This window comes from Streptomyces sp. NPDC051677 (genome assembly GCF_044453465.1).
Lineage (GTDB): Bacteria > Actinomycetota > Actinomycetes > Streptomycetales > Streptomycetaceae > Streptomyces.
Genome location: NZ_JBITCT010000022.1, coordinates 59890 through 75385 on the forward strand (window position 1 = coordinate 59890; position 15496 = coordinate 75385).

The window sequence follows — 15496 nt, forward strand, 5'->3', positions numbered from 1 at the left end:
GCCTCGTCAGCGCAGTTCGACGCGGAAGGCCACCGGGGTGTGTCCCGTGTGCAGTTGGAAGAACTTGGAGAAGTTCGCCGGGTCGGGGAAGCCCACGGCCGCGCCGACCCGGCCGATCGGCAGGTCCGTGTGGGCCAGGAGCCGTTTCGCCTCCAGGACGACCCGCTTGTCGATGAAGCCCTTGGGCGTCTCGCCGGTGGCCGAGCGGACCGCGCGCACCAGGGTGCGGCGGGAGTAGCCGAGGGCGTCGGCATAGGCGCTGACGCTGTGGTTGGTGGCGAAGTCCTTCTCGACGGCGTCCCTGAAGAGCGTGAAGGTGGTGTCGGCCTGGCGGCGCGCCGCCTCCGCGCCGCTCGCCGCGAGGTGCGCCAGCCGCAGCAGGAACGCGGTCAGCGAGTGCCGCAGCACCGCCGTGTGCAGACTGACGGGCAGAGTACCGTCGGCGCCGCCGTCGTCGTACTCCCCCTGCAGGTACGTCAGGGCCGCGCGCAGGCCCGCGAGCTCCCGTTCCTCCGGGTGCAGCAGCGGCGGCAGGTCGTAGCGGTACAGGCCGGTGGCCTCGACGGTGGCGCGGGGCAGAAAACCGGGCTGCATGGTCAGGACCGTTCCGCGGTACCCGCTGGACTTCGAGAAACGGTGGACCTGGCCCGGGCGGATCCACAGCACGTCGCCGGCCGTCGCCTCGTACTCGGCGAAGTCGATCATGTGGCGGACGGGGCCGTCGTCGAAGAGCATCACGACGTGGAAGTCGATGCGGTGCACGCGGTCCAGCGGCGCGTCGCCCGCGTGCCAGGTGCGCCCGGCGCCCATGGGGCCCACCTGCATGCCGACGCCGCCGACGCTCTGCTCGACCGGGAAGGGGAACGTTCTGATCCCGTCAACGCCGCCGTCACCGTCTCCGCCTTGGATGGTTCTGTCCACCATGTCCTTCTCGCGCCGTCCCGGTCACGCCATCCGTGTCCCACTTTCACCACAGGCTGACACACGGCGACCTTTCCCCGTAAAAGTCAGACTTTTAAGTTTGAACGCATCAGAGCAGCTGACCCGCTCCCATCGAGGACTTCTTGAAGATGAGCACGCAGACACCGAACAGCTTCGAGTGGACCGACATCGACCGGCGTGCCGTCGACACCGCGCGTCTCCTGGCGGCCGACGCCGTGCAACGGGTGGGCAACGGCCACCCCGGCACGGCCATGAGCCTGGCCCCGGTCGCGTACACGATCTTTCAGAAGGTGATGCGGCACGATCCGGCGGACCCCGAGTGGACCGGCCGCGACCGCTTCGTTCTGTCCCCCGGACACACCTCGCTGACGCTCTACACCCAGCTCTTCCTGTCCGGCTACGAACTGGAGCTGGACGACCTCAGGAGCTTCCGGACGCACGGCTCGAAGACGCCGGGTCACCCCGAGTACGGGCACACCGCGGGCGTCGAGACCACCACCGGCCCGCTCGGCCAGGGCGTCGCCAACGCCGTCGGCATGGCGATGGCCGCCCGCTACGAGCGCGGTCTGTTCGACCCGGACGCCCCCGAGGGCGACTCGCCCTTCGACCACACGATCTGGGCGATCGTCTCCGACGGCGACCTGGAGGAGGGCGTCTCCGCCGAGGCCTCCTCGCTGGCCGGCCACCAGAAGCTCGGCAACCTGGTCTTCGTCTACGACGACAACCACATCTCCATCGAGGGCGACACCGCGACCGCGTTCTCCGAGGACGTGCTGGGGCGGTACGAGGCCTACGGCTGGCACACCCAGCGTGTGGAGCCCACAGAAAGCGGGGACATCGACGTTTCCGCCCTCTACGCGGCCCTGAAGACCGCCCAGGCCGAGACGGGGCGTCCCTCGATCATCTCGCTGCGCACGATCATCGCCTGGCCCGCCCCGAACGCCCGGAACACCGAGGCCTCCCACGGCTCCGCCCTCGGCGCGGACGAGGTCGCCGCCACCAAGCGCGTCCTCGGCTTCGACCCGGAGCAGTCCTTCGAGGTGACCGACAAGGTCCTCGCCCACACCCGCGCCGCCCTGGACCGCGGCGCCGAGGCCCACGCGGCCTGGGACAAGCGGCTGGCCGAGTGGCGCGCCGCCAACCCGGAGCGCGCCCAGCTGTTCGACCGGGTCGTCGCCGGTCAGCTCCCCGAGGGCTGGGAGGACGCACTGCCGGTGTTCGAGCCCGGCAAGTCCGTCGCCACCCGCGCCGCGTCCGGCAAGGTGCTTCAGTCGCTCGGCGCGGTCCTCCCCGAGCTGTGGGGCGGCTCCGCCGACCTGGCCGGCTCCAACAACACCACCATCGACAAGACGTCCTCCTTCCTGCCGAAGGGCAACCCGCTGCCCGAGGCCGACCCGTACGGCCGTACCGTCCACTTCGGGATCCGCGAGTTCTCGATGGCCGCGGAGATGAACGGCATCGCGCTGCACGGCAACACCCGTGTCTACGGCGGCACGTTCCTGGTGTTCTCCGACTACATGCGCAACGCCGTGCGGATGTCGGCGCTGATGCAACTGCCGGTGACGTACGTGTGGACGCACGACTCCGTCGGCCTCGGCGAGGACGGTCCCACCCACCAGCCGGTCGAGCACCTCGCGTCGCTGCGCGCCATCCCGGGCCTGAACGTCGTCCGCCCCGCCGACGCCAACGAGACGGCGATCGCCTGGGCCGAGATCCTCAAGCGGCACGCCACCCACCCGGCCCCGCACGGGCTGGCCCTCACCCGCCAGGGCGTCCCGACGTACACGCCCAACTCCGATGCTGCGAAGGGCGGTTACGTGCTCCAGGACTCCTCTTCCGAGGTACCGGACGTCCTCCTCATCGCCACCGGCTCCGAGGTGCAGCTCGCCGTCGCCGCGCGCGAGGCGCTTGAGCACGAGGGGATCGGCGCCCGCGTGGTGTCGATGCCGTCCGTGGAGTGGTTCGAGGAACAGCCGCGCGAGTACCGCGACCGGGTGCTTCCGCCGTCGGTGAAGGCCCGGGTCGCGGTCGAGGCCGGCATCGGCCTCACCTGGCACCGGTTCGTGGGCGACGCGGGACGCATCGTCTCGCTGGAGCACTTCGGCGCCTCCGCCGATGCCAGGACCCTGTTCGCCGCGTACGGCTTCACCGCCGAGAACGTCGCCGCGGCGGCGCGGGCTGTGCTCGATTCAGAAACGGGCCTCGCCGCCGCGCGTGGTTGATCCGACCGCCAGAAAGAAGATGATCACAGTGAACGAAGCGACCGCGACCGCGGGAGCACTCAAGCGCCTCTCCGACGAGGGCGTCTCCATCTGGCTGGACGACCTGTCGCGCACCCGGATCGCCTCCGGCAACCTCGCCGAACTCGTCGCGACGAGGAACGTCGTCGGCGTCACCACCAACCCGTCCATCTTCCAGGCCGCCATCGGCTCCGGCGAAGGTTACGAGGAGCAGCTCGCCGACCTGGCGGTGCGGGGCGTCACGGTCGACGAGGCCGTACGGATGATGACGACGGCCGACGTGCGTGCCGCAGCCGACATCCTGCAGTCCGTGTACAGCGCATCGCACGGTGTCGACGGTCGGGTCTCCATCGAGGTCGACCCCCGTCTGGCCCACGACACGGCGGCCACCGTCGCCGAGGCCAAGCAGCTCGCCTGGCTGGTCGACCGCCCCAACGTCATGATCAAGATCCCGGCGACGAAGGCGGGCCTGCCGGCGATCACCGAGGTCATCGGCCTCGGCATCAGCGTCAACGTCACGCTGATCTTCTCGCTGGAGCGCTACCGCGAGGTCATGGACGCCTATCTGGCAGGCCTGGAGAAGGCGCAGGCCAGAGGCCTGGACCTGGCCGCCATCCACTCCGTCGCCTCCTTCTTCGTCTCCCGTGTCGACTCCGAGATCGACAAGCGGCTCACCGTCCTCGGCACGGACGAGGCCCTCGCGCTGAAGGGGAAGGCGGCGCTCGCCAACGCGCGGCTGGCCTACGAGGCCTACGAAGACGTCTTCGTAGGCGACCGCTGGACCGCGCTCGCCGGGGCGAAGGCGAACAAGCAGCGTCCGTTGTGGGCGTCCACCGGGGTGAAGGATCCTGCATACAAGGACACGCTGTATGTGGACGATCTCGTCGCACCGGGCACGGTCAACACCATGCCCGAGGCGACGCTGAACGCCACCGCCGACCACGGCGACATCACCGGCGACACGGTGACCGGCGGCTACCCGCAGGCCCGTGCCGACCTCGCCGCCGTCGAGGCGCTCGGCATCTCCTACGACGAGGTCGTCACCCGGTTGGAGGACGAGGGCGTCGCCAAGTTCGCGGCGGCGTGGCAGGACCTTCTGGACGCGGTCACGAAGTCGCTGATGAGCAAGGGAGTTGACGCGTAATGAGTACCGGTACGCTCGGCGCGGACTGGGAGAACCCACTGAGGGATCCCCGCGACCGACGCCTCCCCAACGTCGCGGGCCCCTCCGGCCTCGTCATCTTCGGCGTGACCGGCGACCTGTCCCGCAAGAAGCTGATGCCGGCGGTGTACGACCTCGCCAACCGCGGTCTGCTTCCGCCGGGCTTCTCCCTCGTGGGCTTCGCCCGCCGCGACTGGGAGGACCAGGACTTCGCGCAGGTCGTCCACGACGCGGTGCGTGAGCACGCGCGGACCCCGTTCCGCGAGGAGGTCTGGCAGCAGCTCGCCGAGGGCATGCGGTTCATCCCCGGCGACTTCGACGACGACACCGCGTTCAAGCAGCTCAAGACGGCCGTCGACGAGCTGGACTCCTCCCGCGGCACGGGCGGCAACTTCGCCTTCTACCTCTCGGTGCCGCCGAAGTTCTTCCCCAAGGTCGTCGAGCAGCTCAAGAAGCACGGGCTGGCGAAGGCTCGGGAAGGGTCCTGGCGGCGGGCCGTCATCGAAAAGCCGTTCGGGCACGACCTGGCCAGCGCCCAGGAGCTCAACGCGGTCGTCCACGACGTGTTCGAACCCGACCAGGTCTTCCGCATCGACCACTACCTGGGCAAGGAGACCGTCCAGAACATCCTGGCGCTGCGGTTCGCCAACACGATGTTCGAGCCGATCTGGAACCGGTCGTACGTCGACCACATCCAGATCACGATGGCCGAGGACATCGGCATCGGCGGCCGGGCCGGCTACTACGACGGCATCGGCTCGGCCCGTGACGTCATCCAGAACCACCTCCTGCAGCTCATGGCGCTCACCGCGATGGAGGAGCCCGCCTCCTTCGACGCGGCCTCGCTGCTCACCGAGAAGCTGAAGGTGCTGAAGGCGGTGAAGCTGCCCGAGGACCTCGGCCGGCACACCGTGCGGGCGCAGTACGCGGCCGCCTGGCAGGGCGGCGCGAAGGTGCCCGGCTACCTGGAGGAGGACGGCATCGACCCGGCCTCCACGACGGACACGTACGCCGCCGTCAAGCTGAACGTCGACAACCGCCGCTGGGCGGGCGTGCCGTTCTACCTGCGCACCGGCAAGCGGCTCGGCCGCCGGGTCACCGAGATCGCGGTGGTCTTCCAGCGCGCCCCGCACTCCCCCTTCGACTCCACGGCCACCGAGGAGCTCGGGCAGAACGCCATCGTCATCCGCGTCCAGCCCGACGAGGGCATCACCGTGCGGTTCGGCTCCAAGGTGCCGGGCACCTCCATGGAGATCCGGGACGTCACGATGGACTTCGCCTACGGCGAGTCCTTCACGGAGTCCAGCCCGGAGGCGTACGAGCGCCTCATCCTGGACGTGCTGCTCGGCGACGCCAACCTGTTCCCACGCCACCAGGAAGTGGAAGAGTCCTGGAAGATCCTCGACCCGATCGAGGAGAACTGGGCGCGGCACGGCAGGCCCGCACAGTACGCCTCGGGCAGCTGGGGACCCGAGGAAGCCGACGAGATGCTCGCACGAGACGGACGGAGCTGGCGCAGGCCATGAAGATCGACCTGACCGACACCACGGCAAGCAAGATCAACAAGGCGCTGGTGCAGGGTCGCCGCGCCATCGGCACACCGGCCGTGGGCATGGTCCTGACGATGGTGATCGTCACGGACGAGGAGAACGCCTACGACTCGATCAAGGCGGCCGAGGAGGCGTCGCACGAGCACCCGGCGCGCACCCTGGTCGTCATCAAGCGGCACGCCCGCACCCCGCGCGACCGTACGGCCTCGCGGCTGGACGCCGAGGTCCGGGTGGGCGCCGACGCCGGCACCGGCGAGACGGTCGTCCTGCGGACGTACGGCGAGGTGTCCGAGCACGCCGACTCCGTCGTCCTGCCCCTGCTGCTGCCGGACGCGCCGGTCGTCGTGTGGTGGCCGGTGGACGCGCCGGAGAACCCCGCCAAGGACCCGCTGGGCGCGCTCGCGCAGCGCCGGATCACCGACCTCTACGCCGTCGAGAACCCCCTGTCCGCACTGGAGGCCCGGACGCGCTCCTACGCCCCCGGCGACACCGACCTCGCCTGGACCCGGCTCACGCCGTGGCGCTCGATGCTGGCGGCGGCCCTGGACCAGGCCCGCGTGCCGATCGTCTCGGGGGCCGTGGAAGCCGAGGCGGACAACCCCGCCGCGGAGCTGCTGGCCCGCTGGCTGGAGGCGCGGCTGAACGTCACGATCGACCGCGTCGTCACCGCCGGACCGGTCGTCACCGCCGTGCGCCTGGGCACCGCGGACGGCGACATCGTCATCGACCGCCCCGAGGGCCCCCTGGCCACGCTCACCCTGCCCGGCCAGCCCTCGCGCACCCTCGCCCTGAAGGTCCGCGCCACCTCCGAACTCATCGCCGAGGAACTTCGACGCCTCGACGCGGACGAGATGTACGCCGTCGCCCTGCGGGGCGAGGCCGCCAAGGAGACCCCTTCCCATGTCTGACACCCCCTCCTCCCGGCTCGACCGGCGGCCCGAGTGGGCCGCCCTGGAGGACCACCGCGCCCGGTGGCAGGCGCACCTGCGGGAGCTGTTCGCGGCGGACCCGGGGCGCGCGGAGCGCTACGTGGTCCGCGTCGGCGACCTGCGCATCGACTACTCCAAGAACCTGGTCACCGACGAGACGCTCGCCCTTCTGCACGAACTCGCCGCCGCCACCGACGTGTTCGGGCTGCGCGACGCCATGTTCCGCGGCGAGCGGATCAACCTCACCGAGGACCGCGCGGTCCTGCACACCGCGCTGCGCGCCCCCTCCGGCACGGTCGTCGAGGTCGACGGCGAGAACGTCGTCCCCCAGGTGCACGCCGTGCTGGACCGGATGAGCGGCTTCGCCGAGCGCGTCCGCTCCGGCGAGTGGACCGGACACACCGGCCGCCCGATCCGCAACGTCGTCAACATCGGCATCGGCGGCTCCGACCTGGGTCCCGCGATGGCGTACGAGGCGCTGCGGGCGTACACGGCGCGGGAGTTGACGTTCCGTTTCGTGTCGAACGTCGACGGCGCCGACCTGCACGAGGCGGTCCGGGACCTGGACCCCGCGGAGACGCTGTTCATCGTCGCCTCCAAGACCTTCACCACGATCGAGACGATCACCAACGCCACCTCGGCCCGCTCCTGGCTGCTCAAGGGCCTCGGGGGCGACGAGAAGGCGGTCGCGAAGCACTTCGTCGCGCTGTCCACGAACGCCGAGAAGGTCGCCGGCTTCGGCATCGACGTGGACAACATGTTCGAGTTCTGGGACTGGGTCGGCGGCCGGTACTCCTTCGACTCGGCGATCGGCCTGTCGCTGATGCTGGCGATCGGCCCGGCGAACTTCCGGGAGCTGCTCGACGGGTTCAGGATCGTCGACGACCACTTCCGCACCGCCCCGGCAGAGTCCAACGCCCCGCTGATCCTGGGCCTGTTGGGCATCTGGTACGGCAACTTCTTCGACGCGCAGTCGCATGCCGTACTGCCCTACAGCCACTACCTGTCGAAGTTCACCGCCTATCTCCAGCAGCTCGACATGGAGTCCAACGGCAAGTCGGTGGACCGCGAGGGCCGGCCCGTGCAGTGGCAGACCGGGCCGGTGGTGTGGGGCACCCCGGGCACCAACGGGCAGCACGCCTACTACCAGTTGATCCACCAGGGCACGAAGCTCATCCCCGCCGACCTGATCGGGTTCGCCCGCCCGGTCGGCGAGCTGAGTGACGAACTCGCGACGCAGCACGACCTGTTGATGGCCAACCTGTTCGCGCAGGGGCAGGCGCTCGCCTTCGGCAAGACCGCCGAGGAGGTCCGGGCGGAGGGCGTCGCGGAGGAACAGGTCGCGCACCGCACCTTCCAGGGCAACCACCCCACGACCACGATCCTCAGCCCCGAACTGACCCCGTCGGTCCTCGGCCAGCTCATCGCCCTCTACGAGCACAAGGTGTTCGTGCAGGGCGCGGTGTGGGACATCGACTCCTTCGACCAGTGGGGCGTGGAGCTCGGCAAGGTCCTCGCCAAGCGCGTCGAACCCGCCCTCACCCAGGGCGCCGAGGTCCCCGGCCTCGATCCGTCCACCGCCGCTCTCGTCGCCGCCTACCGCGAACTCAGGAAGTAGAGAACTGACATGACATCGATGCAGCTGGGCCTCATCGGTCTGGGCAAGATGGGCGGCAACATGCGCGAGCGCATCCGCCGCGCCGGCCACACCGTCGTCGGCTACGACCGCAACCCCGAGGTCTCCGACGTCAAGGACCTCGCCGAACTCGTCGGCAAGCTCGAAGGCCCGCGCACCGTCTGGGTGATGGTCCCGGCCGGCGCGGCCACCCAGTCCGTCATCGACGAACTCGCCGACCTGCTGCAGCCCGGCGACACCGTCGTCGACGGCGGCAACTCCCGCTGGACGGACGACGAGAAGCACGCCGAGGAGCTCGGCGCCAAGGGCATCGGATTCGTCGACGCCGGCGTCTCCGGCGGCGTCTGGGGCCTGCAGAACGGCTACGCCCTGATGGTCGGCGGCGAGAAGGAGCACGTCGACCGGCTCCAGCCGATCTTCGACGCGCTCAAGCCCGAGGGTCCGTACGGCTATGTCCACGCGGGCCGGGTCGGCGCCGGGCACTTCTCGAAGATGGTCCACAACGGCATCGAGTACGCCATGATGCAGGCCTACGCCGAGGGCTGGGAGCTGCTGGAGAAGGTCGACTCCGTGGAGAACGTGCGCGAGGTCTTCAGGTCCTGGCAGGAGGGCACGGTCATCCGTTCCTGGCTGCTCGACCTGGCCGTCAACGCTCTCGACGAGGACGTGCACCTGGACAAGCTGCGCGGCTACGCGGAGGACTCCGGCGAGGGGCGGTGGACGGTCGAGGCCGCCATCGACAACGCCGTGCCGTTGCCCGCCATCACGGCGTCCCTCTTCGCGCGGTTCGCGTCCCGTCAGGAGGACTCGCCGCAGATGAAGATGATCGCCGCGCTGCGCAACCAGTTCGGCGGCCACGCCGTCGAGTCGGCGAAGTAGGCCCGCCGTGGGGGATCTGCTGCTGGTCCGCCACGGGGAGACGGAGTGGAGCATGTCGGGACAGCACACCAGCTGGACCGACCTGCCCCTCACCGAACACGGCGAGGAACAGGCCAAGTCCCTCGCCCCGCTCCTGACCGGCCGGCCCTTCTGCCTCGCCCTGACCAGCCCGCTGCACCGGGCGGCCCGCACCGCCGAGCTCGCGGGCGTCTCCGCGGCCGTACCCGAACCCGACCTGCACGAATGGGACTACGGCGCCTACGAGGGCGTCACCACCGTCGAGATCCATCGCTCCCGTCCCACCTGGGACCTGTGGACCGACGGCGTGCCGCCCGGCCCCGACGGGCATCCCGGCGAGTCGCCCGAGGAGATCGGGCGTCGCGCCGACCGGGTGCTGGCCCGGGTGGACGCGGCGCTGCAGAACTGCGGCGGTGACGCCGTGCTGGTCGCACACGGCCACTTCCTGCGCGTCCTGACGGCCCGTCGGCTCGGACTCCCGCCCGCCGAGGGCCGGTTGTTCCAGCTGGCCACGGGCACGATCAGCCGGCTGTCGACCGAGCACGGGCGGCCCGTGATCGCCGAATGGAACATACGCGCATAGCCGGTTGACACCGCTCGACAAGGCCCGCCAGAGTCGCGGCTGATGGAGATCAACGATCTGACACCGGCCGAACAGCGACTGTGGCGGGCCTTCGCCACAGGGGCGACCGTGGACCTGCGCGGGCACGGCGAGGAGGACGGCCCCGAACGGACCGTCCGCGCTGCCGTGTTGCGGGCGCTGCTCCTCAACGGGCCACGGGAGGCGGGGGAGATCGCGGCGCTCAAGATCCTGGGAGCGCTGATCACCGGCCCGCTGGATCTGCGGTACGCCTCCATCGACAGCGTCGTGCGCATGATGTACTGCCGCTTCGAGGAGGTCCCCCGCCTCTCCGGCGCCCAGCTCAACTACTTCAACCTGCGCGACTCGGTGCTGCCCGGTCTCGCGGCGGCACGGACCCGGATCGACGGCAGCCTGCGGCTGACGCGCTGCCGTATCGGCGGCCCGGTGCGCCTCGGCGGAGCACAGATCTCCGGGGCGCTGTTCGTGGACCAGGCGGAGATCACCGCGGCAGACCCCGCCCAACCGGTGCTCCAGCTCAACCAGGTCGCCATCGACGACGACCTCTGTGCCCGAGGCCTGCGCACGCACGGCATGATCCGGCTCGACGGCGCCACCATCGCCGGCACGCTCGATCTGGAGGACGCTCAGCTCACCAACCCCGGCGCCAACGTCCTCCAGGCCGAGGCCCTCGACGTCGGCACCAATCTGCTCGCCCGGCGGCTGCGCGCCCAGGGCCGCATCGACCTGCGCGGCGCGCGCGTCCCCGGCCGGGTGGATCTGCTGGACGCCCGCCTGTCCAATCCCGGCGCCACCGCCCTGCGGGCCGGCAGCTGCGTGATCGGCGAGTTGTGGCTGCGCCGGGGCGCCCCGATCGAGGGCATGCTGAACCTGCGGCGCGCCGAGATCAACCAGCTCGACGTGGAGCCGGAGATGCTCCCCCAGCAGGTCCGCCTCCTCGACCTCACCTACACGTTCCTCACCCCGCATGAGCCCGCCGAACGCCGGCTGCCGATGCTGGAGCGCGACGGCGAGGGGTTCGACCCGCACGCATACGAACAGCTCACCGCCGCGTACCGGCGCATCGGCGACGACCAGGCCGCCCGGCTCGTGCAGCTCGCCAAGCAGCGCCGCCGCCGTTCCACGCTCCCCTGGTACGGCAAGGTATGGGGGCGGCTCCAGGACGGAGCCGTCGGCTACGGCTTCCGCCCGCTGCGCGCGGCCGTCTGGCTGCTGTCGCTGCTGGCCGTCGGCTCGATCGCGTACGCGGGACACCACCCGCCCGCGCTCAAGGCGGGCGAGGCGCCCCACTTCAACCCGGTCTTCTACACCCTCGACCTGCTGCTGCCGGTGATCTCCTTCGGGCAGGAGGGCGCGTTCGCGCCGACCGGCTGGTACCAGACGCTGTCCTACGTCCTCATCGTCACCGGCTGGATCCTCGCCACGACGGTCGTCGCCGGTGTGACCAGGACGGTCAGCCGGCAGTAGCTTCAGTGGTTCAGCAGCTTCAGCGCGCGACGTGCTGCGCGGCCAGCCGCACCGGCGCGCCCGCGGCGCCGTAGCCCTGGTAGCCGCCGTCGCGCTGGACGAGTTCGAAGAAGACGCGGCCGACCGTGTGCGTGTAGCAGTGCCGGAAGACGCCGTGCTCGTCCCGGTCGTAGAGGATGCCGAGGTCGCGGTAGGCCTCCAGCTCGCCGTCGGCGAACGCGTAGCGGGCCGCGAGGTCGTCGTAGTAGTTCGCGGGGATGCGCAGCAGGCGGCCGCCGGCCTCGGTGAGGCGGCGGGCCGCGGCGACCACGTCGTCGGTGGCCAGCGCGATGTGCCGGGCCTGCGCGGTGCCGTCGCCGGGGGCGGCGCCGACGGTGAGCGGGAAGCGGACGCTGCCGTCGGCGTTGGTGACGGCGCGGCTGCGCAGCAGCCCGTAGGGGTCGGCGACGTCGACGCTCTCCTGGGCGTCGAGGCCGAGGACACCGCGGTGGAAGAGGACCGCCTCGTCGAAGCGGTGCCAGGGCTGGGTGAGCGCCACGTGGTCGATGCGGAGGTCGGCGAAGGGGGCGGGGCTGTGCGGTACGTCCTCGAAGTCGGCTCGCCAGTCGGGCAGTTCGGGCCGGTTCGTCGCGCACAGGAAGAGCTCGGTGCCGTCGGGGGCGGCGACGGCGTCGAGCGGCGCGTCCTCGGCGGCGCGGCGGCGGGGCAGCACGGGGGCGAGGAGGGCCTCGGCGCGGCGGGCGGCGGCGGCCGGGTCCGGTGACTCCAGGCCGATCGCGGCGACGGTGGCGCCGTGGACGAGGGTTCCCCCGCTCGAGCGAGGCCCGGAGTGGGCGAGGGCGGCCGGGCCGGTGTTGACCAGGATGCGGGCCTCGCCCTGCTCCCACAGCTCGACCGGTTTGCCGCGATGGCGGGCGGTGCGGGCGAAGCCGAGCCCGCCGAGGAGAGCGGCGACGGGTTCGGCGTCGCGGGTGACGAGTTCGGCGAAGGCGACGCCGGTCGGGGCGGCCGGGGAGGGCAGGTCGGCGAGACCGAGCTCCTCCTGCAGCAGGAGCAGGGAGCGGCGGGCGTCGACAGCGGTGGGGCCGGCCTCGGCCTGCCGGAAGACGTCGTTGAAGACCTCCAGGGAGAGCGGACCGTCGTAACCGGTGCGCAGGACGTGTCTCACCAGCCCGGCGACGTCGAACCCGCCCTGGCCGGGGAAGCAGCGGTGGTGCCGGCTCCACTGCAGGACGTCCATGCCGAGCAGCGGGGCGTCGGCCAGTTGGAGGAAGAAGATCTTCTCGCCGGGGATGTCCTCGACGCCCTTCGGATCGCAGCCCCGGGAGAGGATGTGGAAGCTGTCCAGGCAGGTGCCGAGCGCCGGATGACCGGCCGTCTCGACGATGTGCCAGGCGTGGTCGTACGTGCTGACGTGCCGTCCCCAGGCGAGCGCCTCGTAGGCGACGCGGACGCCGAAGTCCTGGGCCATGTCGGCCAGTCGGCTCAGTTGCTCGGCGGCGAGGGCGTCGTCGTCCGCGGCGAGCGGGGAGACGCTGGAGCAGACCAGGACGGTGTCCGCGCCGAGCCTGCCCATCAGCTCGAACTTGTGCCGGGCGCGGCGCAGGTTGCGGGCGAACTCCTCGTCGGGCACGGCCTCGATGTCCCGCATCGGCTGGTAGAGGTCGATGGTCAGGCCGAGGTCGGCGCAGCGGGCGCGGATCTCCTGCGCGGCGACGGGGCTGGCGAGCAGGTCGTTCTCGAAGATCTCCACGCCGTCGAAACCGGCCCGGGCGGCGGCCGTGAGCTTCTCGGTGAGGGATCCGCTGAGGGAAACGGTTGCTGTGACTCCTCCCCCGGCTGAAGCCGGGGGCTTCTCGTTACGCCGGGTTGGCGTAGCGACGGACCAGCCCGGCCCGTAGAACGTTGGTAGCTCCCACCGTGTCGGCGTGCGCGGTGTGGCCGCATGAGACGCAGTGGAACCTTTCCTGTGTGGGCCGGTTCTCCTTCGCGGTGTGCCCGCATTCGGGGCAGGTCCGGGAGGTGTTGCGGGGGTCCACTGCGATCACTTCCCGTCCGGCGCTTTCAGCCTTGGCGTGCAGGATCGTCAGGAACACCCCCCATCCGGCATCGTTGATCGACTTGTTGAGTCCGGCCTTCGCGGCGGCCCCGTTGGGCAGGAACGCGCCTGCCTGGGCGGGGTCGGGTTTCGGCGCGGGGGCCTTGTTCATGTTGCGGATCTTGAGGTCTTCGTGCGCGATGAAGTCGTGTGCGCGGACCAGACTCAGCGCGGTCTTGTGTGCGTGGTCGAGCCGCTGACGCCGGACCTTGCCGTGGAGCTGGGCCACCTTCTCCACCGCGCGCCGGTGGTTGGCGGTGCGGTCTTTGGCCTTGCGGCGCGGGAAGCGGGACAGGGCCTGCTGCGCCGCCTCGAGTTTCGCGGCCGCACGACGGCCGTGGCGCGGGTTGGGCACGAAGGCGCCGTTCGAGTCGGCGAGGAAGTTCGCGATGCCCAGATCGATCCCGGCCACGGAGCCGGTTGCGGGCAGCGGTTCGGGCCGGTCCTGTTCGGCGGTGAGTACGACGAACCACTTTCGGCCCTCGCGCTTGACCGAGATGGTCTTGACGTGGCCGAGCACCGGGCGGTGCTGGTTGACCTTCACGTGGCCGACGCCCTGGAAGCGGACCCGGGTTGCGGGGTCGTGCGGGGTGGAGTTCCAGCGGCAGCCGTCCCCGTCCTTGGGGAAGTCCACCGTGTCGAACCAGTTCGCCCCGCGAAAGCGCGGGTAGCCCGGGGCATCGCCGGACTTGGCCCGGCGGAAGAACGCGGCGAACGCCTTGTCGAGACGGCGCAGGGTGGCCTGCTGTGAACTGAACGACCAGCGGCCCTGACGCTCCGGGTCGAACGCCCGGATCTCCTTGAGCTGCGCGGACTGCATCCCGTACTTGACGCTGGTCTTCGAGACGTGCCGCCAGGCGTCGCGGCGTTCCTGCAACGCCCCGTTGTAGAGGGAGCAGTGATCGCGCAGCATCTCGGCGAGCGCCTGCTCCTGGCGGACGGTGGGCCGCAGGAGGAACTTGTACGCACGGATCATCCAGCCCGCCCCCTCCAGTCGGGTCGCTCGACCCTACTACACTTGGCGCATGTCACCACGCTGGGAACCAGATCCCGACATCAGACGCGGAAACCACGTCATCCACAACCTCCACGCCCACTTGGTGTTCGTCACCAAATACCGGCGGGAGGTCTTCAACGACGACATGCTGACGCGCTGCGAAGCGATCATGCGGGACGTGTGCGAGAGCTTCGGCGCGCAGCTGCGGGAGTTCAACGGCGAAGGCGACCACGTGCATCTGCTCGTGCACTACCCGCCGAAAGTCGCCCTGTCCAAACTCGTCAACTCCCTCAAGGGCGTCAGCTCCCGGTATCTGCGGGCGGAGTACACCGGCCGGATCAGCCGGATCGGGACGGGCTCGGTGTTCTGGTCCCCGTCCTACTTCGCCGCGTCCTGCGGCGGCGCACCGCTGAGCATCGTCAAGGATTACATCGAGAACCAGAAGCGACCGGCCTGACCGTCACCCCGAAGACCCAGAGATCTCCGGCGCTGCGCGCCTCCAGGCCGAGGATCGCACTCCCGCCCGGCCCGAAGGCCGGGATTCCCTGCGAAGATCAAAGCATGGCGATCGGCACCCAGATCGGCTTCGCCGTGGCCGGTTTCGCAGTCACCTTCGCCGCGCGGATCGCGGGCCCCGACGGCGACGACTGGTCCTCGGTGGCCCTCTTCACGGCGGCGCTGTGCGTCCCGCCGGTGATCGCGGCCCTGTCGGCCCGGGAGACCGCGAAGGTCCCCACGGAACTGCTGGGCGAACGGGACGCACACAAGGCGGCACAGCCGGAAACGGTCACCGCCTGATTCAGCGGGTCACACCCGACCCCATGGTCCACACCTCTGACCTCCCGAGCCCCCGGACGCCTGCACGGCGCCGGGGGCTCGGGGGCTCGGCGGCTCGGCGGCTCGGCGGCTCGGCGGCTCGGCGGCTCGGCGGCTCGGCGGCTCGGCGGCTCGGCGGCTCGGCGGCTCGGCGGCTCGGC

Annotated in this window: 11 protein-coding genes and 2 pseudogenes; 10 read left to right on the forward strand and 3 right to left on the reverse strand. The window is 70.7% G+C overall.

What is annotated here, in order from left to right; translation table 11 throughout:
• Positions 1 to 6: 6 nt before the first annotated feature.
• Complete coding sequence (locus ACIBAF_RS25260; RefSeq protein WP_399465865.1) at positions 7 to 924, reverse strand: helix-turn-helix domain-containing protein; 918 nt, start codon at positions 922 to 924, stop codon at positions 7 to 9.
• A 146-nt stretch (positions 925 to 1070) separates the two neighbouring features.
• Here ACIBAF_RS25260 and tkt point away from each other — a divergent pair, with 146 nt between their 5' ends.
• Genes tkt through ACIBAF_RS25300 form a run of 8 tightly spaced genes read left to right on the forward strand, consistent with a single transcriptional unit; the run spans position 1071 to position 11424 of the window.
• Positions 1071 to 3164 carry a transketolase gene (tkt, locus tag ACIBAF_RS25265; RefSeq protein WP_399465866.1) on the forward strand — a complete coding sequence of 698 codons (2094 nt, stop codon included), beginning with the start codon at positions 1071 to 1073 and terminating at the stop codon, positions 3162 to 3164.
• Positions 3165 to 3183: 19 nt separating this feature from the next.
• On the forward strand, positions 3184 to 4326 hold the full coding sequence (gene tal / locus ACIBAF_RS25270; protein WP_399465867.1) for a transaldolase: 1143 nt from the start codon (positions 3184 to 3186) through the stop codon (positions 4324 to 4326).
• Positions 4326 to 5870 carry a glucose-6-phosphate dehydrogenase gene (gene zwf / locus ACIBAF_RS25275; RefSeq protein WP_399465868.1) on the forward strand — a complete coding sequence of 515 codons (1545 nt, stop codon included), beginning with the start codon at positions 4326 to 4328 and terminating at the stop codon, positions 5868 to 5870. The genes tal and zwf overlap by 1 nt, the downstream gene beginning before the upstream one ends.
• Positions 5867 to 6802, forward strand: a complete 936-nt coding sequence (opcA, locus tag ACIBAF_RS25280; protein WP_079658359.1) for a glucose-6-phosphate dehydrogenase assembly protein OpcA — start codon at positions 5867 to 5869, stop codon at positions 6800 to 6802. Before zwf ends, opcA begins: the two co-directional genes overlap by 4 nt.
• A complete protein-coding gene (gene pgi, locus ACIBAF_RS25285; RefSeq protein WP_399465869.1) occupies positions 6795 to 8441 on the forward strand; it encodes a glucose-6-phosphate isomerase in 1647 nt (548 codons plus the stop codon). Before opcA ends, pgi begins: the two co-directional genes overlap by 8 nt.
• Positions 8442 to 8459: 18 nt before the next feature.
• Positions 8460 to 9338 (forward strand): phosphogluconate dehydrogenase (NAD(+)-dependent, decarboxylating), encoded by an 879-nt coding sequence (gnd, locus tag ACIBAF_RS25290; protein ID WP_399466008.1) that lies wholly within the window; start codon positions 8460 to 8462, stop codon positions 9336 to 9338.
• Between the two features lie 7 nt (positions 9339 to 9345).
• Positions 9346 to 9939, forward strand: coding sequence for a histidine phosphatase family protein (locus ACIBAF_RS25295; protein WP_399465870.1), 594 nt, complete (start codon positions 9346 to 9348; stop codon positions 9937 to 9939).
• Positions 9940 to 9981: 42 nt separating this feature from the next.
• Positions 9982 to 11424, forward strand: coding sequence for a membrane-associated oxidoreductase (locus ACIBAF_RS25300; RefSeq protein ID WP_399465871.1), 1443 nt, complete (start codon positions 9982 to 9984; stop codon positions 11422 to 11424).
• A gap of 19 nt (positions 11425 to 11443) precedes the next feature.
• Here the strand turns inward: ACIBAF_RS25300 and ACIBAF_RS25305 are convergent.
• Both ACIBAF_RS25305 and ACIBAF_RS25310 read right to left on the reverse strand, forming a co-directional pair.
• Positions 11444 to 13246, reverse strand: a pseudogene (locus tag ACIBAF_RS25305) (bifunctional sugar phosphate isomerase/epimerase/4-hydroxyphenylpyruvate dioxygenase family protein); the annotation flags it as partial.
• A gap of 37 nt (positions 13247 to 13283) precedes the next feature.
• The gene (locus ACIBAF_RS25310; protein WP_399465872.1) at positions 13284 to 14498 is read right to left on the reverse strand and encodes an RNA-guided endonuclease InsQ/TnpB family protein; all 1215 of its coding nucleotides are present in this window, start codon (positions 14496 to 14498) and stop codon (positions 13284 to 13286) included.
• Positions 14499 to 14547: 49 nt separating this feature from the next.
• Between ACIBAF_RS25310 and tnpA the strand changes: the two genes are divergently transcribed.
• Complete coding sequence (gene tnpA, locus ACIBAF_RS25315) at positions 14548 to 14976, forward strand: IS200/IS605 family transposase (RefSeq protein WP_399465874.1); 429 nt, start codon at positions 14548 to 14550, stop codon at positions 14974 to 14976.
• Positions 14977 to 15080: 104 nt separating this feature from the next.
• A pseudogene (locus ACIBAF_RS25320) lies at positions 15081 to 15317 on the forward strand (MFS transporter); the annotation flags it as partial.
• Positions 15318 to 15496 lie beyond the last annotated feature (179 nt).